A 20,081-nucleotide genomic window follows, 5' to 3' on the forward strand; every position below is an offset into this window, starting at 1 on the left:
AACAGCTGCTCCCTGCGATCAGATCGCAGAAAATCTTTCTTCATGGAAACGGCCTACCTGCAAAGCTTTCTTCTGGTGGTGGAGTCGGGCTCGATGTCGGAGGCCGCGCGCCGGCTCGACCTGACGCCCGGCGCGGTGGCGCAGCAGATCCGCGCGCTGGAGCGGGAGCTCAACGCACCGCTGCTCGCGCGCGCCGGCCGCACGGTGCAGCCGACCGAGGCGGGGCACCGGCTGGTGCAGCGGGCCCGTACGCTGCTGCGCGAGGTGAGCGACATCAAGGCGCTGGTGGGCAGCGAGGCGGCCGGCGGCGAGCTGGTCATCGGCACCATCAACACGGCCATCCACAGCCTGCTGCCGGACATCCTCGCGCGCTTCGTGAAGACGCATCCGGGCGTCAAGGTGTACCTGCAGTCGGGCAACACTGCCACGCTCTACAAGGCGATGCAGCAGGGCGAGCTCGATGCTGCCGTGTGCCTGTATCCACCGTTCGCGCTTGCGAAGACCTTCGACTGGGCCCTGCTGCGCGAAGAACCCCTGGTGCTGCTCGCGCCGAGCCGCCTCGCGCGGCGCGATCCCCACGAGCTGCTGCGAACCTCTCCGCTCATCCGCTACGACCGCAACCTCGGCGGTGGCAAGCAGGCCGACCGCTACCTGCGTTCGGCGGGCATCGTGCCGCAGGAGCGCTTCGAACTCAGTTCATTGCTGGCAATTGCGATGATGGTCGACCGAGGCCTCGGCGTGTCGGTCGTGCCCGACATCGCTTCGCCGCTGCTCGACGGGCAGCGCATCGCCAAGATCCCGCTGCCGCTGCCTTCGGAGACGCGGCGCTTCGGCGTGCTGTGGCTGCGGGCGTCGCCACGGCTGAGGTTGATTCACGGCTTTGTCGAGAGTGCGGGGCTTGTCATTGCCGGGAAGGGAAACGGCTCTCGCAAGTCTGTGACCCGTTAGGCAGGCTCCATGCCGTGCCGGCGCTTGGCTTCTGCGCTGTCGCCGGAGGCCAGGTACGCGAGCAGCCCGCTTGCGGCGTCCGGCTGCGAAGCGAACGAGCCCGGCGCTGCGCTGAACACCGTGGTGATCTGGATTGCCGGCGGCAGCGGCCCCAGCAGTGCGATGCCTTCGACACCGATCAGCTCGCTCAGTTGCTGAAAGCCCAGCGCAGCTTCTCCGCGTGCGATCAACGAGCCCACCGGCACGCCGGGTGGCGCCTGTACCAATCGGCCCTTGATGGTGTCGGCGATGCCCCAGCGCTCGAACAGCGCGGCCAGGGCAACGCCACTGGGCCCGGTCGAATACGCGACGCTGGCCGCATCCAGCACGGCGCGCCGCACCGCTTCTTCGGTGGAGATATCGACTCGCGCGGCGTTCGCGGCAACGGCCACGGCAACGCCGGAGCGCACCACGTCGGTCTTGCGCGATGCGTCCACCTTGCCGGCAGCCGCCAGCTTGTCGATGGCATCCGAGGCGAGAACCACCACGTCGAATGGCTCTCCTGCCGAAACGCGCCGTGCGGCATCTACGCCGCCCACCGCCTCGAACGAAACCGGCACGCCGCTCGTGCGCGTGTACGCCGCGGCCAGCTCCAGCAGCAGGCCCTTCGTGGCCATGGAGCAGATGCCCCGTATCGAATTCGACATGGTCATGCGCGGCCGATGAGGCGATCCGCGTAGGCCTGCCAGTCGCTTGCGGCATCCAGCCCTTCGAACAGGCCATCGCGCGCCTGCGCCGCAACCCAGTCCTGCTTGGCCGCGATGGCGGCCGTCATCAGGGGCTCGAAGCCAGCCTCGCGCACGGTCTGCGCCGCTTCGCGCATTTCTTCCGCGCGGCGCTTGCCGTGCTGCACGACGCGGCTGAAGAAGTAGGCGCCTTGCTTGTCCCAGTCGATCTGCGGAAAGGTTTCCTTCAGCGTCGGCAGCACATGCGCTTCGACGCCGTAGCGCCTGGCGGTGGTGTAGCTCTCGATGACCAGCGCTTCCAGCCCCTTGATCATGATGCTGCGGCTCATCTTGATCGCCGAGGCCACGCCGAGCTGGTCGCTCACCACGCGAACGTCCATGCCCCAGCCGCTCAGCGTTTCGGCAAGCGCTGCGGCCTGCGGGCCGCCCAGCAGCATCGGCACGCGGATGCCGTAGGGCGGCACCGAGGTCATGACGCCGGCCTCGACGTAGGCGACGCCCACGGGCTCCAGCGCCGCCGCGGCGCGCTGCTTGGTGCCGGGCGATGCCGAATTGAGATCGAGAAAACGGCTGCCGTCGCGCGCGTGGCGAGCGGCCTCTTCGGCTACCGCCAGCGTGTTGGAGGCGGTGACGGCGGAGATGAGCAGGTCGGCGCGGCTGCAAAGCTCCTGCATGCCGCTCGCCACGTGCATTCCGTCGCTTTCTGCCACAGTACGCGCTGCCGCGCCCGTCGCGGGATCGGCGAAGCGCTTGTCCCAGACCCAGACGGCATCCACGCCGCCTTGCCCGCGCAACCCGCGTCCGAAGATGCCGCCCACTTCGCCGTAGCCGATGAGGCCCAGTGTCGTTCCCATGATCGTGTGTGTCCTTGTCAGAAGATGGCCTTCTCGCCGGGCTTCAAAGCCAGCACGCGCGTGCTTGTGCTGCCTAGCGCGCGGATGTATTCGTCGGGCGTGCCCTTGCCGAGCGGGTTGGCGCCATAGTGCATCGGAATCACCGCGCGCGGCTTGAGCCATTCGCGCGTGGCGTAGGCGGCGTCCACCGGGTCCATCGTGAAGTGGCCGCCGATCGGCATCAGCACGAGGTCGGGCTTGTAGTAGTCGGCGATGAACTTCATGTCGGCGAACAGGCCCGTGTCACCCATGTGGTAGATGCGGAAGCCGTTCTCCAGCTCGATGATGTAGCCCACGGGCTCGCCGCCGGGGTGCACTTCGTCCTTGCCGGTGGCCGGGTTCTTCCACACGATGACCGAGGAGTGCTCAGCGTGCACGGCAGTCACCTTGATGCCCGGCACCGGGTTGATCGTGCCGCTCTTGTTGAAGCGCGGCACAAGGTTGGGCGGCAGGATGCCGAGCACGCCCACCGTCTGGTTCATGTCGCCGGGCGCGTACATCGGCACCTGGTTGAGCAGCGCCAGCGCAGGCGCATCCGCGAAGTGGTCGAAGTGACCATGCGTGACCAGCAGAACGTCGACCTTGCCGAGGGCTTCGAGGTTCTTGTATGCCGCGGGCGTCAGCGGATTCAGCTTGAGCCACGGGTCGGTCACGATCACCTTGCCGCCCGGCGTGGTGATGCGGAATACCGACTGGCCGAGCCAGAGCACTTCGGTCTTGCCACCACTCGTGGAGGGCGGCGATTGGGGCGATTGCGCGCAGGCGGCGAGCAGTGCCGCGACGACAAGGGCGAGCAGCAGACGGGCGAGCGATTTCATGGCCGGTGTGTTCCTGTCCAACTTCAGTCGACGGTGATGTGAGCGCTCTTGATCACGCGGTCCCATCGTTTCATTTCGCTCGCAATCAGCTGGCCGAAGGCCTGCGGTGTCGTGGGCGTGGGCTCGGCGCCCTCGGCTGCCAGCCGCGCATGAACGTCCGCCGTGTTGAGCGACTGGTTGATCTGCCGGTTGAGCATGGCGACGAGGTCCGCGGGAGTCCCGGCCGGAGCAACCACGCCGTACCACTGGTCGGCCTCGAAGTCCTTGGTGCCGGGCACGCCGCTTTCCGCGACCGTCGGCACGTCGGGCAGCAGCGCGATGCGCTTCGGGCTCGACACCGCCAGCGCACGCAGCTTGCCGGACTTGATGTGCGGCAGCAAGGCGGGCGCGCCGGTGAAGAGCAGCTGCAGCTGGCCCGCGAGCAGATCGGTGACGGCCGGGGCCGTGCCCCTGTAAGGCACGTGCAGCAAAGAGGCGCCCGTCTGCAGCTTCAGATATTCGGTAGCGATGTGCGCCGCGCTGCCGTTGCCGCCGGAGCCAAAGGCCAGCTGGCCCGGCCGCGCCTTGGCCAGCGCGACCAGTTCGGCCAGCGTGCGCGCCGGAACGGAGGAATGCACCACGAGCACGTTCGGCACGCGCGCCACCCAGGCCACGGGCGCAAAGCTGCGCACGGGGTCGTAGTCGAGCTTGGGGTACAGCGACGGGTTGATCGCCAGCGTGCCGATGTGCCCCATCAGCAGCGTGTAGCCGTCGGCAGGCGACTTGGCGACCTTGTCGGCACCGATGGAACCACCGGCGCCGGGGAGGTTGTCGACCACCACGGGCTGGTGCCACGCGCGGCCCAGCTCGATGCCGATGGCCCGCCCGAGCACGTCGGTGGAGCCGCCGGGCGGGAAGGGAATGACCATGCGGATCGGCTTGGACGGATAGGCCTGCTGCGCCATGGCGGCGCGGCTTGCCGGCAGCAGGGCGGCGGCTGCTGCCGCGAGGCAGGCGTGGCGACGGGTGATGCCTGTTGTGGTCATGGCGATCAATCAGGCTTGATGTTGGCTTCGCGGATGAGCTTGCCGTAGCGCGCCACGTCGGCCTTGAGCAGCTTGTCGAACTGCTCGGTCGGCCCCGGCAGCGGAACGCCGCCGGCCGCGGCGAGCTGTGAGCGCACCTCGGGCGAGTCGATGGCCTTCTGCACGGCGTCGTGCAGCTTGTCGACGATGGGCTTCGGCAGCCCGGCCGGCCCGACGAAGCCGTACCACACGCTGGCCTCGAACCCCGGGTAGCCCGACTCGGCGACGGTCGGCACGCCCGGCAGCACGGCGGAGCGTTCGGCGCTCATCACCGCCAGCACGCGCAGCTTGCCGGACTTGGCGAGCGGCAGTGCCTCGAGCGCATTGACCGCAACCACGTCCACATGGCCGCCGAGCACATCGGTGAGCGCCTGCGCGCCGCCCTTGTACGGCACATGCCGCAGTTGCAGGCCGGCGGTGTGCTGGAACAGTTCCATGGCCAGGTGCGGTGTCGATCCGTTGCCTGGCGTGGCGACGGTCACGCTGCCCGGCTTGGCCTTGGCCGCAGCGACCAGTTGGGGCAGCGTCTTGATGGCCGATTCTTCGCGCACAGTGAACACCACGGGCACCCGGCCGACCGACGCTACTGGCGTCAGCTCGCGCTCCAGGTCGTAGGGCGCTGGCTGGAACAGCGACGGATTCACGGCCAGCGCGTTGGCGGCCAGCAGCAAGGTGTAGCCGTCGGGCGGGCTCGTGATGACGGACTTCACCGCGATGTTGGTGCCCGCGCCGGGCTTGTTCTCGACGATGACCGGCTGGCCCAGGATGGCCGACATCCGCAGGCCGACCGAGCGCGCAATGGCATCGACCGCGCCGCCGGCGCTGTAGCCCACGAGGATCTTCACTGGCTTCGACGGAAAGGCGTCGGCCGCGCTGGCAATGCCGAGCTGGCCGAACGCGGCCAGTGCAGCAACGCCAAGGGCGAGACGTCGGGAAAGGGGCTTCATTTGTGTTGTCTCCAGAATCAAAAAATCAGGTACGGCTCAGCGGCGGTCCCACGCCTGCGGCGCGGCGTCCTTGCCGGCCACCGAATAAAGGGCGCCGGGCGCATTGCGGGTCTGCTGGAACTCTTCCAGCGATTGGCCGCGCATCGCGGCATAGATGTGCAGGTTCGACACGCCCACCACCGCGCCAAGCTTCTCCAGCATGAAGAAGATCACGCCGTACTGGATCAGGCCGCGCCAGTCGCGGCGGCGCACCATGTCGCGCTCCTTGTCCGTCAGCGCGGCATCGTCGAACGCGGCCTCCTCGTCGGCAAGAAAGGCCGCGCGGTGCGCCGGGCGCGTCATGCCGTGCAGGAACTTGTTGAGGCGGTAGGCGCGCACGCTGGTCTCGAGCGTGAACGGATAGGTGCCCTGCAGCGCTTCCACGCCCGCCAGTTCCTTGTCGATGTGGCGGCGGTGCCGCTCGACTTCACCGGCGACGGGCGGGCTCGCCAGGTTTTCGTAAATGGCGGTGGCAATGCCCGTCATCGAGGGCAGGTAGTAGCTCTGGTGCGTCTTGCGCACGTTGGACGACAGGGCGCCGCGCATCACCAGCCACATGATGACTTCGGCGCCTTCCATGCCGCCGAGCGTCGCCAGTTCGGCCTGCGTCATCTCGGTGAGCCGCACCGGGTCGTTCTCGATCAGGTCGAGAAACTGGGCGTCCCAGGCGGTGTTGTTGAAGCCCGCGCGCTCGCCATGCACCTGGTGCGAGAGCCCGCCGGTGGCGACGATGGCCACCCTGATGTCGTCCGGATAGCTCTCGATCGCGCGCCGCAGCGCTTGGCCGAGCTTGTAGCAGCGCCGTGCCGACGGCACCGGCGACTGCAGCACGCCGACCTGCAGTGGCACCACCGGTGTCGGCCATGCCGGCTCGTGCGGGCACAGCAGCGACATCGGCGAGAACACGCCGTGGTCCAGCGCCCGGTCCTGGAAGAAAGACATGTCGAACTCGTCGGCCACCAGCGAGCGGCCGATGTGCCGCGCCAGTGCCGGATGGCCCGCCAGAGCCGGCAGGTCGCGCGCGCCGCCGCCTTCGTCGGCCACTTCGTGTCGCTCGCCCACGCCCAGGGAGAACGCCGAGTAGTGGTCGAAGAAGAACGAGCTGACGTGGTCGTTGTAGATGAAGAAGAGCACGTCGGGCTTCTTGTCGGCCAGCCACTGCTGCGCTGGCGCGAAGGCCTCGAAGATGGGCGCCCAGACCGGGTCCTGCTGCTTGTTCTTGTCGAAGGCGAAGCCGATGGTGGGCGTGTGCGAGCAGGCGACGGCGCCGATGATGCGAGCCACAGTGCGGTCCCTTGCTCAGTCGATGTAGCGCAGGCCGGCCTTGGCGAGCGGCTCGCGCATGGCGTACATGTCCAGCCCCAGCTCGCCGGCCGCGAAGCGCGCGCGCTTGCCGGCCTCGTTGGCTTCGCGGGCTTCGGCGGCATCGGCTACGCGGGCGGCCAGTTGCGCCGGCACGACGACCACGCCGTCGACATCGGCCACCACCACGTCACCCGGCTGCACCAGCGCGCCGGCGCACACCACCGGCACGTTGACCGAACCCAGCGTGGACTTGATCGTGCCTTTCGAGTGGATGGCACGGCTGAACACGGGGAAGTCCATGGCGATGAGGTCGCGCACGTCGCGCACGCCGCCGTCGATCACCAGGCCCTTGCAGCCGCGCGCCTTGAACGAGGTTGCGAGCAGGTCGCCGAAGAAGCCGTCGGTGCTGTCGGCGGTGCAGGCGGCCACGACCACGTCGCCGGGCTGTATCTGCTCGGCCGCGACGTGCAGCATCCAGTTGTCGCCGGGCTGCAGCAGCACCGTGACGGCGGTGCCGCAAATGCGCGCTTCAGGATGGATGGGGCGGATGCGCGGCGCCATCAGGCCCAGGCGGCCGAGTGCTTCGTGCACCGTGGATACGCCGAAGCGCGACAGCTTCTCGACGGCGGCCGCATCGGCGCGCACCACGTTGCGGTGCACGACGCCGAGTTCCTGGAGGAGGGGAGTGGTCGACATGTTCAAAGTCCTTTTTGCTTGAGTGCGCGGTCCAGCCGCGGGTACACGCGGCGCGCGTTGCCTTCGTAGATCTGGTGGCGCGCCTTGTCGTCGAGCATGGGCGTGGCGTCGATGTAGCGGCGCGTGTCGTCGTAGAAGAAGCCGGTCTCGGGGTCGATGCCGCGCACCGCGCCGATCATTTCGCTGGCGAAGAGCACGTTGTCGACCGGGATCACGCGCGTGAGCAGGTCGATGCCGGGCTGGTGGTACACGCAGGTGTCGAAGAAGATGTTGTTCAGCAGGTGGTCTTTGAGCAGCGGCTTCTTCATCTCCTGCGCCAGGCCGCGAAAGCGCCCCCAGTGGTAGGGCACCGCGCCGCCGCCGTGCGGAATAACGAAGCGCAGCGTCGGAAAGTCGGTGAACAGGTCCGAGGTGAGGCACTGCATGAAGGCCGTGGTGTCGGCGTTCAGGTAGTGCGCGCCCGTGGTGTGGAAGCAGGCGTTGCAGCTCGTGCTCACGTGCACCATCGCGGGAATGTCCAGCTCCACCATCTTTTCGTAGAGCGGATACCAGTGCCGGTCGGACAGCGGCGGGCTGGTCCAGTGGCCGCCCGAGGGGTCGGGGTTGAGGTTGACGCCCACGAAGCCGTATTCGTTCACGCAGCGTTCCAGCTCGGGAATGCAGCTGGCCGGATCGACGCCCGGCGACTGCGGCAGCATGGCCGCGCCGATGAAGTGATCGGGAAAGAGCTGGCTCACGCGATGGCACAGCTCGTTGCAGATGGCCGCCCAGGTGGACGACACCTCGAAGTCGCCGATGTGATGCGCCATGAAGCTCGCGCGCGGGCTGAAGATGGTCAGGTCGCTGCCGCGCTCCTTCATCAGCCGCAGCTGGTTCCCCTCGATGGACTCGCGCAGCTCGTCATCGCTGATCTTCAGCTCCGAGACTTTGGGCTTGGCCGACGGGTCCTGGATGCCGGCAATCTGCCGGTTGCGCCATGCCTCGAGGGCTTTGGGCGCGGTCGTGTAGTGGCCGTGACAGTCGATGATCATTCGCAACGCTCCGGAAGATGTGCAGGGGGTGCTTCAAGCATGAAGAGAAGTCTGCGCGGCGGTTGCTTTGCGTGGGGTGAGTTAGCGTTGCGCTGCCATCATTCTTTTTTATCGATAAAGGGTTTACCCTTAAGCATGAAAATGCATGATCGAGAGCGACGCCTCCACCCGTGAACAAAAAAAACGAGCATCACAAAGTTATTGCGCACGCCGACAGCGTGGCGCTCGGCATCAACCTGCGCCACCTGCGCGCGTTCTCGGCCGTGGCGTCTGCCGGGAGCATTGCCGCGGCTGCCGAGGCGCTGTTCCGCGTGGCGTCGGCGGTGACGCGTTCGATCCTCGATCTGGAGGCCGCGCTCGGCAGGCCGCTGTTCGACCGGCGCTCGCGCGGCGTGGCGCTCAACGCGTACGGCGACCTGGTGCTGGTGCGCGCCCTGCGCATCGAGCGCGAGTTCGAGGAGGCGCGCACGCAACTGGCGGCGCGCGGCGGAATAGACAGCACGGCCGACGTGCATTCGCTCTTCACTTCGATCCTGAACGGCCGACGCCTCGCCGTGATTGCGAGCCTTGCCGAGAAGCGCAACATGCCCGCCGTCGCGCGCGAGTTCGGCATCACGCAGCCGGCCATCAGCAGCGCATTGAAAGACCTGGAAAGCGGGCTCGGCGTCACGCTCTTCAACCGGAATGCGCGCGGGCTCACCGCGACGCCGGCGGGCGAGATCGTGGCCTTCTACTTCAAGCGCGTGCTGTCGGAGTTGCGGCACATCGGGCCAGACATCGCGGCCAGCGAAGGCACCTTGCAGGGCAGCGTGAACGTCGGTGCGCTGCCGCTCGGACGCACGCAGATCCTGCCGCTGGCGATTGCCTCATTGCTCGCGCGGCACCCGGGGCTGCACGTCACCACGGTCGAGAGTCCGTACGACGCGCTGGCTGCGTCTCTGCGCAGCGGCGACATCGACTTCATCCTCGGCGCGCTGCGCAGTGCAGGTGAAGCGAAAGACCTGCAGCAGGAGCCGTTGTTCGAAGACCGCATCTCGGTGATCGCGCGCGCCGGTCACCCGCTCGCACGCGCGAAGCGCATCGACTTCAGGATGCTGCGCGAGGCGAGCTGGACGCTCTCTCGGCATGGCTCGCCGTCGCGCGAGCTGCTGGAGCGCTTCTTCTCGGATGCGCGGCAGGCGCCGCCGCTGCCTGCGGTCGAGACAGGCGACCTTGCCGTGCTGCGCGGCCTGCTGCTGGAAAGCGACATGCTGACCGCGATCTCGGCGCACCAGCTGCGCTACGAGATTCGCGACGGCAGCCTGGTGGTGCTGGACTTTCCGCTCGAGGAAACACGGCGCGAGATCGGCTTGACGCAGCGACTGGGCGCGTTTCCGTCGCCGGGGGCGCGGGCCTTGATGAACGAGATCCGCAAGGTGGTGGCCGGGTCGCCGGATTTCCACGTGCCGAAGGGGCGGCAGTGATGCGGCCGGGCATCGCCTTCAGTGCGGCGCTGCAGGCGACTTCCGCCTGAAGTCGAAGCCACGGCACACGCCGGTGGCGATCACGCCGGTGACCGCGAGCATCGCCGCGGTGTGAACACCAACGGCCGCGAGCGCCAGCATCAGCGAGCCCGATGCGGTGATCTCGCGTGCTGCCGGTGCGTCGCCCATGCACAGCGGGATCAGCGCCGGCACCAGCATCAGCCCCGCGCCGTGCGCGGTGGACATCATGAAAGACCAGAGCGCCAGCCCGGCATGCCCGGCCGTCTTGCCCGAGCTGCGGCCCCATAGGTGATACGAGACGACGGCGACAAGCAGCCCACCCGCCAGCACCTGCAGCGCCATCCGATCCATCGACAGGCCCAGCGCCACAGCAGCGGCAACCAGTGCGACCGATGCGGCGTGCCCGACCGCGATCGGCACCAGGGCCCGCAGCGCCTGCGACCGGTCGCGTGAGCGCACGCCCCAGGCGGCTGCGAAGGCCCAGCCGGTGGCGGGGTTCAGCCCGTGAAGGGCGCCGATCCCCGCGACCGCCAGCCAGGGCCAGAGGCTTGCCATGATGCTTCGCGCTTCAGCCGTGTGCCGAGCAGCACGAATCGCCTGCCGCCTTTGCCTGCGGCTCGTAGCGATCGTGGTGGCGCACCCATTCCATCTTGTAGGGCACTTCGCGCTCGTCGCGGCCCTTGGGCGTGAGGTCCATCATGTAGTAGGCGCCCATCATCACTTCCACGCCGCGACCGAAGGTCGAGTAGGTGTGGAACACCTCGCCCGCGTCGTCCTTGTAGAACACGCTGACACCTGGCGCCTCTTCCTGGGGGAAGGGCTGCACGGCGTAGTTGTAGTAGACCTTGCCGGTGGCCTGCTCCTCGGGTGTGAAGCTGACGTGGAAGTCGTGGTTGAAGTCGCTGCCGTTCGCCGACACCCACTTGAACTGCCAGCCCATGCGCTCGCGAAAGCGCGCGATCTCGGCCAGCGGTGCGCGCGAGACGGCCACCATCGTGATGTCTCGATGCGCCAGATGCACGTTCATGCCGTCGGTGTGGTCGGCCATGAAAGAGCAGCTCTGGCAGCCTTGCTCCCACCCCGGGCCGAGCATGAAGTGCTGCACCATCAGCTGGCGGCGGCCCTCGAACAGCTCGGCCAGCGTGCGCTTGCCTTCGGGCGTGTCGAAGACGTAGTTCTTCTCGACGCGCTCCCATGGCAGCGCACGGCGCTCGCGGGCAATCTGGTCGTGCAGGTGCATCAGCTCCTTCTCGCGCGCCAGCAGTGCCTTGCGCTCGGCGAGCCATTGGTCGCTGGACACGACGGGGTGGTTTGCTGCGTGATTGATTTCGGTCATGTCAATGCTCCGTTGAGTTGCGGGGACGGCGCACGGCGCGGACCTTTCCGCTCTTGCCGCCGCCGGCATAGAAAAGATCGGCCCCGTCGGACTCGAGCCCGCTGACGCCGATGCCGTGCGGCATTTCGAGCCGCTCGAGCACGGCGCCGCTTTGCGGGTCGATGCGGCGGATGTCGCTTTCTTCGGCTTCCCAGGTGCCGTGCCACAGCTCGCCGTCGACCCAGGTCACGCCGGTGACGAAGCGGTTCGACTCGATGGTGCGTACGACGGCGCCGGTCTCGGGGTTGATCTGGTGGATCTTGCGGTCGCGGTGCTGTCCCACCCACAGGCTGCCTTCGGCCCAGGTGAGGCCCGAGTCGTTGCCATGGCCGGGCGAGGGGATCGACGCCAGCACCTTGCCCGTGGCCGGGTCGATCTTGTCGATGCGCGACTCGGCGATCTGGTAGAGGTATTTGCCGTCGAAGGCGGTGCCGGCGTCGCAGGCGGTGTCCAGCGTGCGCGTGGTCTCGCCGCTGGCGGGGTCGAAAGCGACCAGCCTGGCGCCGGTGGCGGCCCAGACGCGCTGGCCGTCGTAGGTCACGCCCGCCACCTGGGTGGCGTCGGCAAAGGGGCCGTACTCGCGCACGATCTCGGCCGGCCGCACGGTGGGCTGGGGTCTGCTCTTGCTCGTCTTGTTGTTGCTGCTCATCGTTGGCTCCTTGTGAAACGCCTCGGATTGGCGCCTGGAGACAACTCTATTCAAACGGCAGCGCAGCGGGGAGTAACAAGATCGTCGTGAATCCCGCCAGCGGCGGCGACAGCCAGCGGCGCGAGCGCGTCTGGCCGATGGAGCGCACCCGGCCTTCGGCCTCCAGCTCGACCAGCGCGCGCTGCACGGTGCGCTGGCTGGCTCCGAGCGCCAGCGCCAGGGCCGAGGTCGACCACGCCGCGCCGTCGGAAAGCAGCGCCACCAGCGAGGCCTGGTCGCCGTCGATGGGCGGCGCCAGCAGGGCGACGGCGCGTTCGCCGTGCGGCTTGAGCACGAAGCCGCGCGGCGTGGCCTCGATGCTCGCCAGGGTGGTGACGAGTGCGCGCAGGCGGCCGATCTCGACACGCAGGCGCGCCCGATGCGTTTCGTCGGGGTGGCGGGTGCGGAATGCGCTTGCGATCAATGCTTCGCGATCGACATCGCCGGGCCATGCCTCGGCCAGCGAGCGCGCGAGCGTGAACAGGATCGGACGGCGCGCCAGCGGCTGCCACGCGTCACCAGCGCTCAGGCCCCGGCGGCAGGCATCGACCACGAGTGCGTCGGAGGCCAGCAGCGCCGCGACTTCGTCGAGGCGCAGCGCCTGCTCGCCGCCCGCGAAGATGCGCCGTGCGGCGGGGCGCTCGAAGGCTGCGCGTGCCTCCGCCACCTCTGCCAGCAGTGCCGGCACGCGCGCACGCACGGCCGCTTCGTGCGCACGGGCCAGCGCTGCCTGCGCCGGGCCGATGCGCAGCGAGCGCAGCGCCAGTTCGGCCGCGCTCAGCTTGGCCACCGCCGCCAGCGATGGCGGCAGGCCGCGCGCATCGAGGCGCTCCAGCGCGGCTGCGGCGTCGGCGAGGCGCCCCAGCAGCAGGAGCCGGCGCGCCGCGATCAGCCGCGCCTGCAGCGCGTTGGCGTGATCGTCGTGCGCCTCCAGCGTGGCTGCCGCAGCCGTCAGCGTGCGCGGCGAGCCGCCGAGGTCGCGCATGGCCAGCGCCACCTCGGCCTCGGCCACGATGCAGCGGGCGCGCGACAGCACTTCATGCGCGCCGAAGTCGCGTGCGGCGCGCCGCAGGAGTTCGCGTGCGCGCGGGTGCTCGCCGAGCTGGGCCATGGCGATGCCGCGCAAGGCCAGCGCAGGCGGGTCGTCGCGCAGGGCGACCCGCTTGAGGGCACCTAGCGCATCGCCGGCGGCCAGGGCGCGGGCGGAGGCGGCGATCAGGGAGTCCATGGCATCGACCAGCCAGCGGGCTATGCCGCCTTCGGCTCGGGAATGACCGCCGTCAACGCAAAGTCGACGAGATAGAGCCAGGTCTCTTCCAGGCCCATGATGCTGTGATGGTTCGACGCGGGAACCGTCTGCACGCTGACCGGGGTGGGCCATGCGGCGATGAGTTTTTGCGAGCGCTCGGGCAGCACGACGTCGTCGTGCTCGGCCAGCAGCACCTGGGTTTTCGCGGCGACCTCCTTGCAGTGCTCCAGCGAGTTGAACTGGTGCCGCAGCAGCAGCGACAGCGGCACGAGCGGGAAGCGCTTCTTCGCAACCTCCAGCATCGAGTCGTAGGGAGTCACCAACTGCAGGCTCTCGAAGTCTTGTCGCGCCACGAGCTGGATGGCTACGCCAGTCCCCAGGCTGCGGCCGACCACGTGCAGGCGTGCATGCGGAAAGGCGCGGCGCAAATGGTTGGCGAACTGGCTCGCGTCTTCGACGGATGCGATCTCGGAAGGGCGCCCCTGCGAGTCGGCCACCCCGCGGTAGTTGAGCGCGGCAAAGCCGAAGCCCTCGGGCAGCCAGTGCAGCATCTGCGCGGTGGCGCGCACGTCTTCGCCGCGGCCGGCGAAGTAGACGAACAGGTCCCGCAGCGAGTCTTCACCCTGGGGGTGATAGACATACCCGCGGACCATTCCGCCCGGCACGGTGTGGGAGTACGTGGAGAAGTCGTCCGACAGATGGACGACGGGCAGTTTGCGGGCGTTGAAGAGGATGTGCCCCTGGCGCGTGGCAAGCAGGGTCCAGTACGCCGCGATGCTGCCAATGGCGGCAGCCGAGGCCGACAGGGCAATGCGGGAGACTTTGGATGACAAGGTAGGCTCCGGAGGAAAGACTGATACGTGGCGCCTAGTTTCGCCTCATTCCTCCGTGCAGGGCCTTTGTCGGCTTCTTCCGCCTAGTGGGACGCGATCAGCTCCTGGTAGGCGCGTGGCGCGTTGGGTGCGTAGGTGCTCAACGACGTGGTCGCGGATGCCGCAGCAGTGTGCTGCCGCTCCAGCTTGAACCTGCCGACGATCCGCGACAGGCTGCCCGCCTGCTCCTGCAGCGACTGGGCTGCGGCCGAGGCCTCTTCGACCAGCGCCGCGTTCTGCTGCGTCGCCTGGTCCATCTGCGTGACGGCCTGGTTGATCTGCTCGATGCCCGAGGTCTGCTCCTGGCTTGCCGCGCTGATCTCGCCCATGATGTCCGTCACGCGCTTCACGCTGCCGACGATCTCTTCCATGGTGCGGCCGGCATCGGCCACCTGCCGGCTGCCTTCCTCGACCTTGTCGACGGAGTCGCCGATCAGCGTCTTGATTTCCTTGGCCGCCGCGGCCGAGCGCTGCGCCAGGCTGCGCACTTCGGAGGCGACCACAGCGAAGCCACGCCCCTGGTCGCCCGCGCGTGCCGCCTCGACGGCCGCATTGAGCGCCAGGATGTTGGTCTGGAACGCGATGCCGTCGATCACGCTGATGATGTCCACGATCTTCTTCGACGACGCATTGATCGAGCCCATCGTCTCCACCACCTGGAACACGACGCTGCCGCCCTTGACTGCCACTTCAGAAGCGGAGGTGGCCAGCTGATTGGCCTGGCGCGCGTTGTCCGCGTTCTGCTTCACCGTGGAGGTCAGCTCCTCAAGGGAGGCCGCCGTCTGCTCCAGCGAGCTGGCCTGCTCTTCGGTGCGCGACGACAGGTCCTGGTTGCCCGTGGCGATCTGCGAGCTGGCCGTGGATACGTTCATCACCACGCCATGCACCTGCGTCAGCGAGCCCTGCAAGGCGGTGCGCATCTGGTCGAGAGCGCGCAGCAGGTGGCCGGTTTCGTCCTTGGCATAGCTGGGCTGGACTGCACCCGTGAGGTCCATCTCGGCGATCGACTGCGCGATGGTTTCGGCGCTGCGCAGCGGGCGCGTGATGCTGCGTGCCAGCAGCCAGGCCAGCAGGGTGCCGAGCACCAGGCTCACGGCGGAACACACGATCAGCAGCGTGCTGGTCTGTGCGCGCAGATTGTTGGCGCGGGCGGCGGCGGCATCGAGCTGCTCGCGCTGCATGTCCACCACCTGCTGCACGCCCGCGATGTAGCTGACCGAGGTGGGCTGGAACTGGGAGTCGAAGATGCGGTTGGCGCCTTCGAGGTCGCCCTTCAGCTTGAACTTGCTGACTTCCTCGCGCGAGGCGAGGTAGGCCTTTCGCAGGTTGCCGACCTTCTCGAGCAGCTCACGCTCCTCGGGCTTGACCAGCTTGCCTTCGATGAACTTCTGCAGCTCGTTGGTGTCCTTGATCGACTTGGCCGTGGCCGGCGCGAAGTAGTCGATCAGGCTGGCGTCGCTGCTCTTGGCAATGGCCGCCGCCCGCTGCACGCCCGACGTGGTGTGGCGCAGCCAGTCGGAGCCGGCGCGCTCGGTCTTGACGTTGTCCTCGATCATGGCGTCGATCTCCTGGCTGAGCTGCTGCAGCTTCCACACCGCGGCGACGCTGGTGGCGAGAAAGAGCGCCAGGATGGCGCCCAGCACGATGGCCAGGCGCTTGCCAATTGAAACGTTGCTCAGAAACATATTCGGACTCCGGAATCCAGGGGAATGGCTGGATATCGGCAGTCCAATTGAAAACTTTAGTAAATGGCCCACGGATGGAGCCGCGCCGGGCCCTCGGGCCCCTGCTTCAGATCTTCAGGGGCGCGAACGACTTCACCAGATCGTCCAGCGCCTTGATCTGCGTCAGGAACGGTTCCAGCTTGTCCAGCGGCAGTGCGCTCGGGCCGTCGCACTTGGCCTGCGCCGGATCAGGGTGGGCTTCGAGGAAGAGGCCCGCCAGGCCGACGGCCATGCCGGCGCGTGCCAGGTCGGCCACCTGCTCGCGGCGGCCGCCCGATGCGGCAGCGCCGGCTTCGCGCTGCTGCAGCGCATGGGTCACGTCGAAGATGATGGGCAGGTTCTGCGTGACCTTCTTCATCACGCCGAAGCCCAGCATGTCGACCACGAGGTTGTCGTAGCCGAAGCAGGTGCCGCGGTCGCACAGGATGAGCTTGTCGTTGCCGGCTTCCTTGAACTTCTCGACGATGTTGAGCATCTGCGACGGGCTGAGGAACTGCGGCTTCTTGATGTTGATGATGCGGCCCGTCTTGGCCAGCGCCACGACGAGGTCGGTCTGGCGTGCGAGAAAGGCGGGCAGCTGGAGCACGTCGACCACTTCCGCGACCGGGGCCGCCTGCGCGGTTTCGTGCACGTCGGTCAGCACGGGCACGCCGAAGGCGTCTTTCACGGCCTGCAGGATCTTCAGGCCTTCGTCCAGGCCGGGACCGCGGTAGGAGTGGATGGAGGAGCGGTTGGCCTTGTCGAAGCTGCCCTTGAAGACGTAGGGAATGCCCAGTTTCTGTGTGACGCGCACGTACTCCTCGGCGCTGCGCAGGGCCAGGTCCTTCGATTCGAGAACGTTGACGCCGCCGAAGAGGACGAAGGGGGCTTCGTTGCTGGCGTTGACTTGAGGGGTGATGGTGACGGTGGACAAGGTTTTCTCCTGGACGGGTGCTTCACTGCAGGCGCCTATTGTCGTTGCGCCGGCAGGAGGGGGTCAGCCTGCGGGCGTTACCGTCAGGTAAAAGGGCGTCAGAGTCCCGGCCACGGGCCGCAGCAGCTTGAGCAGCAACGGGCGTCCATACCCTTCGCCCGCCAGCCGCTTGAGCAGGTCGGACAGCTGGGCCAGCGGCACTCCGTCGCAGCCAATGAGGATGTCGCCGCTGCGTAGCCCGTCGCGCGCGGCGGCCGAGCCGGCCACCACCTCGACCACGCGCACCCCGGTGGCCACGGGCCATTCGTTCTCGCGCACCCAACGCCTGGGCAATGCCACGGCCGCGCATTGCACGCCCAGCTTGCCGCGGCGCACCGCGCCATGACGCATCAGCTCGCCGGCCACCCAGCGCGCGGTGTCGATGGCCACCGCGAAGCTCAGGCCTTGCGCCGAAGGGATCACCGCCGTGTTCACGCCGATGACCTGCGCCGCGCTGTCCAGCAGCGGGCCGCCTGAGTTGCCGGGGTTGAGGGCCACGTCGGTCTGGATCACGTCCTCGATCATCCGGCCGCCCCGCGCAGGCAGGCTGCGGCCCAGCGCGCTCACGATGCCGGCGGTCACGGTGAAGTCGAAGCCCAGCGGATTGCCGACCGCCACGGCCAGCTGGCCGGGTTGCAGGGCGGCCGAACTGCCCAGCGGCAGGAAGGTGCTCGGGTGCGACTCGATGCGCAACACCGCGATATCGGTCGAGGCGTCCAGCCCGACCAGGCGCGCGACGCTTTCGGTGCCGTCTGCGAATGCGGCGCGCAGCTCGCTCGCGCCCTCGACCACGTGGGCATTGGTGAGCGTGAAGCCGTCGGGCGTGAACAGGAAGCCGGAGCCGCTGCCCTGGCCGCCTGCGTTACCGCGCTGTGCCTGCTTTCGGACCTTGATGTGGGCGACCGCCGCGCTGGCGGTGTGCGCCACCTGCGTGACGGTGGCCGAGTAGGAGTCAAGAATGAATTCGTCGCGCGCGCCCATGGAGCACCTCTTTTCAGTCGCCAGATCCCAAAGGAAATGGCGGCATGCCGGAGGTTTTCAACCCGGGCACGGGAAGGCGGCCGGGCCACCGTGTCAGTGCCCGGCGTTCATGAAGCCTTCAGCAGAGGCTCAGCGATTCTTCAGCAGCCGCCCGGACACTGGGGCTCCCAAGAACTACACCGACAGCACGGGGAACACAGCTTGAAGCACCTCATTCTTCTGCTTGCAGTCGCCAGCCTTGCGGCCGGCTGCGGCCACGACAACCACCGCCGCAATCGTGACCGCGACCACAACGGCATTCCTGACCGCTATGAACGCAACCGCGACAGCGATGGCGACGGCGTGCCCGATCGCTATGACCGCCGGCCGGACAACCCGCGCAAGTACTGATCGCCTCGTCGCTCAGGGCGCCTTCGGCCGCGACGACGGCTCCCACGAGTCGGGCGTGGTCGCCACCAGCGACTTGAAGTCCTTCCACGGCCGCGCGCCCGGGATGGTGCGCCCGCCGACGATCAGCGACTTCGCGAACACCACCATGCGCTCGCGCAGATAGGCCTGGTCGGACGCGGGCCAGGTCTCGATCGAATGCGGTCCGCGCGCCAGCACGATCTCTTTCACGCCGCGGATGCGGTTGTAGGCGGCCACGGTGCCTTCGAGCGTTTCCGCGCGGTCCCACAGGCCCTTGCCGAAGAAGGCGGCGGGCCAGCGGTCCATGCCCGCGAGCGTGGAGGAGTTCGGATAGAACACGATGTGGTGATCGGCCGCCATGCCGCCCAGGAACAGGTTGCGGTCGGCCAGGTCGGGCGAGTCGCCCACATAGCCCGCGCCGCTGGCGAACGACGACAGCAATATCGCACCGCGGATGTTCCGCAGGCCCTTGGGCGGCGTGCAGTTGGGCTCGGGCATGTCGAAGCTGCACTGGGCCACGTAGTTTCTCGTCATGGCCCAGGCGGTGGACATCGAGCCGCGCGAGTAGCCGCCGAGCACCAGCGGGATCTCGCTCGATGGCATGCCTGCGAGCAGCTTGCCCCGGGTGGCTTCGCCTTCGAGCACTTCGCCCTGGGGCGTGAGGATGCGCAGCCCGCGCCCGGTTTCCAGCGCCGTGAGCGCGCGGAATACGTCTTCGCCTTGCTCCAGCGTGTTGGTGTCGCTGAAACCGCCCGACAAGCCTTCGCCGCGCCGGTCGTAGGCCAGCACGTCGAAGCCGGCCTGGTTGAGCGCATACAGGTTCTCGCGCCACCAGCGCTGGCCCATGGTCTCGGTGGTCGCGTTGGGAAAGTTGATGGGAATGGTCTTGCCGGTCTTCTCGTCGATGCGGTACGAGGCCTCGTCGGGGTGCTGGATGGCCGTGAGCTGCCCGCCGCCGCCCGGCGCCATGATGACCAGCGCGCGCACTTTCTTGCCCTTGCCGCCGTCCACGCCCGCGCCTTCGATGTACCAGCCGCGCAGCTTGATGTCGCCGCTCATCTTCAGGTCGATGCGCTCGAAGGTGTCGCGCGGCGCGGTGAACTCGACCACGTAGGTGCGGGCGTCGGCCCCGGCGATGCCTTCGCGGTACGGCGCCTTGGCGAAGAAGGCGGGCCGGCGGATCTGCTTCAGGTCGACCTGGCCGTCCGGATCGATCTTGCCGGAGGGGTCGACCACGCCTGTCGATCGCGTGGCGCGTTCCTTGTTGGGCGGCAGCCAGCGCTGCATCTGCGCGTCGATGCGCTTGAAGCACGCCGGGTCTTCCTTGCAGGCGCGCCAGCGGGCCTTGAGCTTGTCGTCGGTGAACTCGGCGATGTGATAGTCGCCGCCCGCATAGCCGGAAGGCGTGGGGTTGGCCGTCATCAGCACCGGCACGCAGACCTTGGTGCCCTTGCTGTTCTTCTGGTCCTGCGGCAGCAGGTAGCCGCTCATCATGGCGTTGCGGTCGGTGCCGACCCAGGCGGTGCAGTCGGTGGGCGGCGGCGTGCTGGCGGTTGCCAGGCGCTGGGCTTCCGTGGGGCCGCTGCATGCTCCCAACAAAAGCAGTGCGGCAGCGAGGCCGGATGCGGCTGCGCGGCGGCGGAGCCGGGCAGGGCGCGTGATCGTTTCGGTCATCGAGTCGGGTGCTCCGGAAAGGCTCCGGGTACAGGAAATCTGGAAGCTGCGATCTTCGCCGGATCGGCGCTGCGCAATGGAAGCCGAAGCCGTTTCCGGATACAAGTTCTCTCCTTGTTGTCTGTAGGACATTTCCTGCACGCGCATGCGAATTTTTCTACTCTTTGCCGTTGCTGCGTGCGCGTCCAATCGCCGCCGCTTCACAAGG

General features: G+C 68.0%; 20 protein-coding genes. 3 read left to right on the forward strand and 17 right to left on the reverse strand.

The window, feature by feature from the left end; all coding sequences use genetic code 11:
* Window positions 1-42 precede the first annotated feature (42 nt).
* Window positions 43-948, forward strand: coding sequence for a LysR family transcriptional regulator (locus ACTG4X_RS13910; protein WP_093176467.1), 906 nt, complete (start codon window positions 43-45; stop codon window positions 946-948).
* Here ACTG4X_RS13910 and ACTG4X_RS13915 read toward each other — a convergent pair.
* The 8 genes from ACTG4X_RS13915 to ACTG4X_RS13950 are packed head-to-tail and all read right to left on the reverse strand — an operon-like array spanning window position 945 to window position 8,466.
* Entirely contained in the window at window positions 945-1,634 is a 690-nt protein-coding gene (locus ACTG4X_RS13915; RefSeq protein ID WP_426392433.1) for a substrate-binding domain-containing protein, read from the reverse strand. The two genes, ACTG4X_RS13910 and ACTG4X_RS13915, sit on opposite strands and share 4 nt — an antisense overlap.
* A gap of 2 nt (window positions 1,635-1,636) precedes the next feature.
* A complete protein-coding gene (locus tag ACTG4X_RS13920; protein ID WP_440534069.1) occupies window positions 1,637-2,527 on the reverse strand; it encodes a DUF1932 domain-containing protein in 891 nt (296 codons plus the stop codon).
* Window positions 2,528-2,544: 17 nt separating this feature from the next.
* Entirely contained in the window at window positions 2,545-3,384 is an 840-nt protein-coding gene (locus ACTG4X_RS13925; protein ID WP_307614404.1) for a metal-dependent hydrolase, read from the reverse strand.
* A 23-nt stretch (window positions 3,385-3,407) separates the two neighbouring features.
* Window positions 3,408-4,409: a Bug family tripartite tricarboxylate transporter substrate binding protein gene (locus ACTG4X_RS13930; RefSeq protein ID WP_440534070.1), complete on the reverse strand. Its 1,002-nt coding sequence runs from the start codon at window positions 4,407-4,409 to the stop codon at window positions 3,408-3,410.
* A 5-nt stretch (window positions 4,410-4,414) separates the two neighbouring features.
* Window positions 4,415-5,395 (reverse strand): Bug family tripartite tricarboxylate transporter substrate binding protein, encoded by a 981-nt coding sequence (locus ACTG4X_RS13935; RefSeq protein ID WP_440534071.1) that lies wholly within the window; start codon window positions 5,393-5,395, stop codon window positions 4,415-4,417.
* 36 nt (window positions 5,396-5,431) lie between these two features.
* A complete protein-coding gene (locus ACTG4X_RS13940) occupies window positions 5,432-6,718 on the reverse strand; it encodes a gallate dioxygenase (protein WP_440534072.1) in 1,287 nt (428 codons plus the stop codon).
* 15 nt (window positions 6,719-6,733) lie between these two features.
* Window positions 6,734-7,435 carry a 4-carboxy-4-hydroxy-2-oxoadipate aldolase/oxaloacetate decarboxylase gene (ligK, locus tag ACTG4X_RS13945; RefSeq protein ID WP_440534073.1) on the reverse strand — a complete coding sequence of 234 codons (702 nt, stop codon included), beginning with the start codon at window positions 7,433-7,435 and terminating at the stop codon, window positions 6,734-6,736.
* A 2-nt stretch (window positions 7,436-7,437) separates the two neighbouring features.
* Window positions 7,438-8,466: an amidohydrolase family protein gene (locus tag ACTG4X_RS13950; RefSeq protein WP_440534074.1), complete on the reverse strand. Its 1,029-nt coding sequence runs from the start codon at window positions 8,464-8,466 to the stop codon at window positions 7,438-7,440.
* 170 nt (window positions 8,467-8,636) lie between these two features.
* On the opposite strand from ACTG4X_RS13950, the gene ACTG4X_RS13955 reads away from it, so the two are divergent.
* Complete coding sequence (locus ACTG4X_RS13955; RefSeq protein WP_440534075.1) at window positions 8,637-9,929, forward strand: LysR family transcriptional regulator; 1,293 nt, start codon at window positions 8,637-8,639, stop codon at window positions 9,927-9,929.
* Between the two features lie 18 nt (window positions 9,930-9,947).
* On the opposite strand, the gene ACTG4X_RS13960 is transcribed toward ACTG4X_RS13955, so the two are convergent.
* From ACTG4X_RS13960 to ACTG4X_RS13995, 8 genes are all read right to left on the reverse strand, one after another.
* Entirely contained in the window at window positions 9,948-10,505 is a 558-nt protein-coding gene (locus ACTG4X_RS13960) for a hypothetical protein (protein WP_440534076.1), read from the reverse strand.
* A gap of 13 nt (window positions 10,506-10,518) precedes the next feature.
* Entirely contained in the window at window positions 10,519-11,286 is a 768-nt protein-coding gene (locus ACTG4X_RS13965; protein ID WP_440534077.1) for a DUF899 domain-containing protein, read from the reverse strand.
* A gap of 1 nt (window position 11,287) precedes the next feature.
* Window positions 11,288-11,974: a Vgb family protein gene (locus tag ACTG4X_RS13970; RefSeq protein ID WP_093052723.1), complete on the reverse strand. Its 687-nt coding sequence runs from the start codon at window positions 11,972-11,974 to the stop codon at window positions 11,288-11,290.
* Between the two features lie 46 nt (window positions 11,975-12,020).
* Window positions 12,021-13,241, reverse strand: a complete 1,221-nt coding sequence (locus tag ACTG4X_RS13975; RefSeq protein WP_440534078.1) for a helix-turn-helix domain-containing protein — start codon at window positions 13,239-13,241, stop codon at window positions 12,021-12,023.
* 20 nt (window positions 13,242-13,261) lie between these two features.
* Window positions 13,262-14,095 (reverse strand): alpha/beta hydrolase, encoded by an 834-nt coding sequence (locus ACTG4X_RS13980; RefSeq protein ID WP_093052709.1) that lies wholly within the window; start codon window positions 14,093-14,095, stop codon window positions 13,262-13,264.
* Between the two features lie 83 nt (window positions 14,096-14,178).
* Window positions 14,179-15,819: a methyl-accepting chemotaxis protein gene (locus tag ACTG4X_RS13985; RefSeq protein ID WP_093052707.1), complete on the reverse strand. Its 1,641-nt coding sequence runs from the start codon at window positions 15,817-15,819 to the stop codon at window positions 14,179-14,181.
* Between the two features lie 106 nt (window positions 15,820-15,925).
* Window positions 15,926-16,771, reverse strand: a complete 846-nt coding sequence (kdsA, locus tag ACTG4X_RS13990; protein WP_093052704.1) for a 3-deoxy-8-phosphooctulonate synthase — start codon at window positions 16,769-16,771, stop codon at window positions 15,926-15,928.
* 63 nt (window positions 16,772-16,834) lie between these two features.
* A complete protein-coding gene (locus ACTG4X_RS13995) occupies window positions 16,835-17,791 on the reverse strand; it encodes a S1C family serine protease (RefSeq protein ID WP_440534079.1) in 957 nt (318 codons plus the stop codon).
* Window positions 17,792-17,992: 201 nt separating this feature from the next.
* Between ACTG4X_RS13995 and ACTG4X_RS14000 the strand changes: the two genes are divergently transcribed.
* On the forward strand, window positions 17,993-18,181 hold the full coding sequence (locus tag ACTG4X_RS14000) for a hypothetical protein (protein WP_093052698.1): 189 nt from the start codon (window positions 17,993-17,995) through the stop codon (window positions 18,179-18,181).
* Between the two features lie 12 nt (window positions 18,182-18,193).
* On the opposite strand, the gene ACTG4X_RS14005 is transcribed toward ACTG4X_RS14000, so the two are convergent.
* Complete coding sequence (locus ACTG4X_RS14005) at window positions 18,194-19,873, reverse strand: hypothetical protein (RefSeq protein WP_307614422.1); 1,680 nt, start codon at window positions 19,871-19,873, stop codon at window positions 18,194-18,196.
* Window positions 19,874-20,081 lie beyond the last annotated feature (208 nt).

Origin of the sequence: Variovorax sp. YR566 (genome assembly GCF_051992195.1) — a bacterium.
GTDB lineage: Bacteria > Pseudomonadota > Gammaproteobacteria > Burkholderiales > Burkholderiaceae_C > Variovorax.

Bases quoted from the DNA above. Each gene is read 5' to 3' on its own strand.
- ACTG4X_RS13965 (WP_440534077.1), bottom strand. From the start codon at position 11,286: ATGACCGAAATCAATCACGCAGCAAACCACCCCGTCGTGTCCAGCGAC.
- ACTG4X_RS13985 (WP_093052707.1), bottom strand. From the start codon at position 15,819: ATGTTTCTGAGCAACGTTTCAATTGGCAAGCGCCTGGCCATCGTGCTG.
- ACTG4X_RS13935 (WP_440534071.1), bottom strand. From the start codon at position 5,395: ATGAAGCCCCTTTCCCGACGTCTCGCCCTTGGCGTTGCTGCACTGGCC.
- ACTG4X_RS13930 (WP_440534070.1), bottom strand. From the start codon at position 4,409: ATGACCACAACAGGCATCACCCGTCGCCACGCCTGCCTCGCGGCAGCA.
- ACTG4X_RS14005 (WP_307614422.1), bottom strand. From the start codon at position 19,873: ATGACCGAAACGATCACGCGCCCTGCCCGGCTCCGCCGCCGCGCAGCC.
- ACTG4X_RS13925 (WP_307614404.1), bottom strand. From the start codon at position 3,384: ATGAAATCGCTCGCCCGTCTGCTGCTCGCCCTTGTCGTCGCGGCACTG.
- ACTG4X_RS13995 (WP_440534079.1), bottom strand. From the start codon at position 17,791: ATGGGCGCGCGCGACGAATTCATTCTTGACTCCTACTCGGCCACCGTC.
- ACTG4X_RS13960 (WP_440534076.1), bottom strand. From the start codon at position 10,505: ATGGCAAGCCTCTGGCCCTGGCTGGCGGTCGCGGGGATCGGCGCCCTT.
- ACTG4X_RS13970 (WP_093052723.1), bottom strand. From the start codon at position 11,974: ATGAGCAGCAACAACAAGACGAGCAAGAGCAGACCCCAGCCCACCGTG.
- ACTG4X_RS13910 (WP_093176467.1), top strand. From the start codon at position 43: ATGGAAACGGCCTACCTGCAAAGCTTTCTTCTGGTGGTGGAGTCGGGC.
- ligK (WP_440534073.1), bottom strand. From the start codon at position 7,435: ATGTCGACCACTCCCCTCCTCCAGGAACTCGGCGTCGTGCACCGCAAC.
- ACTG4X_RS13950 (WP_440534074.1), bottom strand. From the start codon at position 8,466: ATGATCATCGACTGTCACGGCCACTACACGACCGCGCCCAAAGCCCTC.
- ACTG4X_RS13920 (WP_440534069.1), bottom strand. From the start codon at position 2,527: ATGGGAACGACACTGGGCCTCATCGGCTACGGCGAAGTGGGCGGCATC.
- ACTG4X_RS13915 (WP_426392433.1), bottom strand. From the start codon at position 1,634: ATGTCGAATTCGATACGGGGCATCTGCTCCATGGCCACGAAGGGCCTG.
- ACTG4X_RS13975 (WP_440534078.1), bottom strand. From the start codon at position 13,241: ATGGACTCCCTGATCGCCGCCTCCGCCCGCGCCCTGGCCGCCGGCGAT.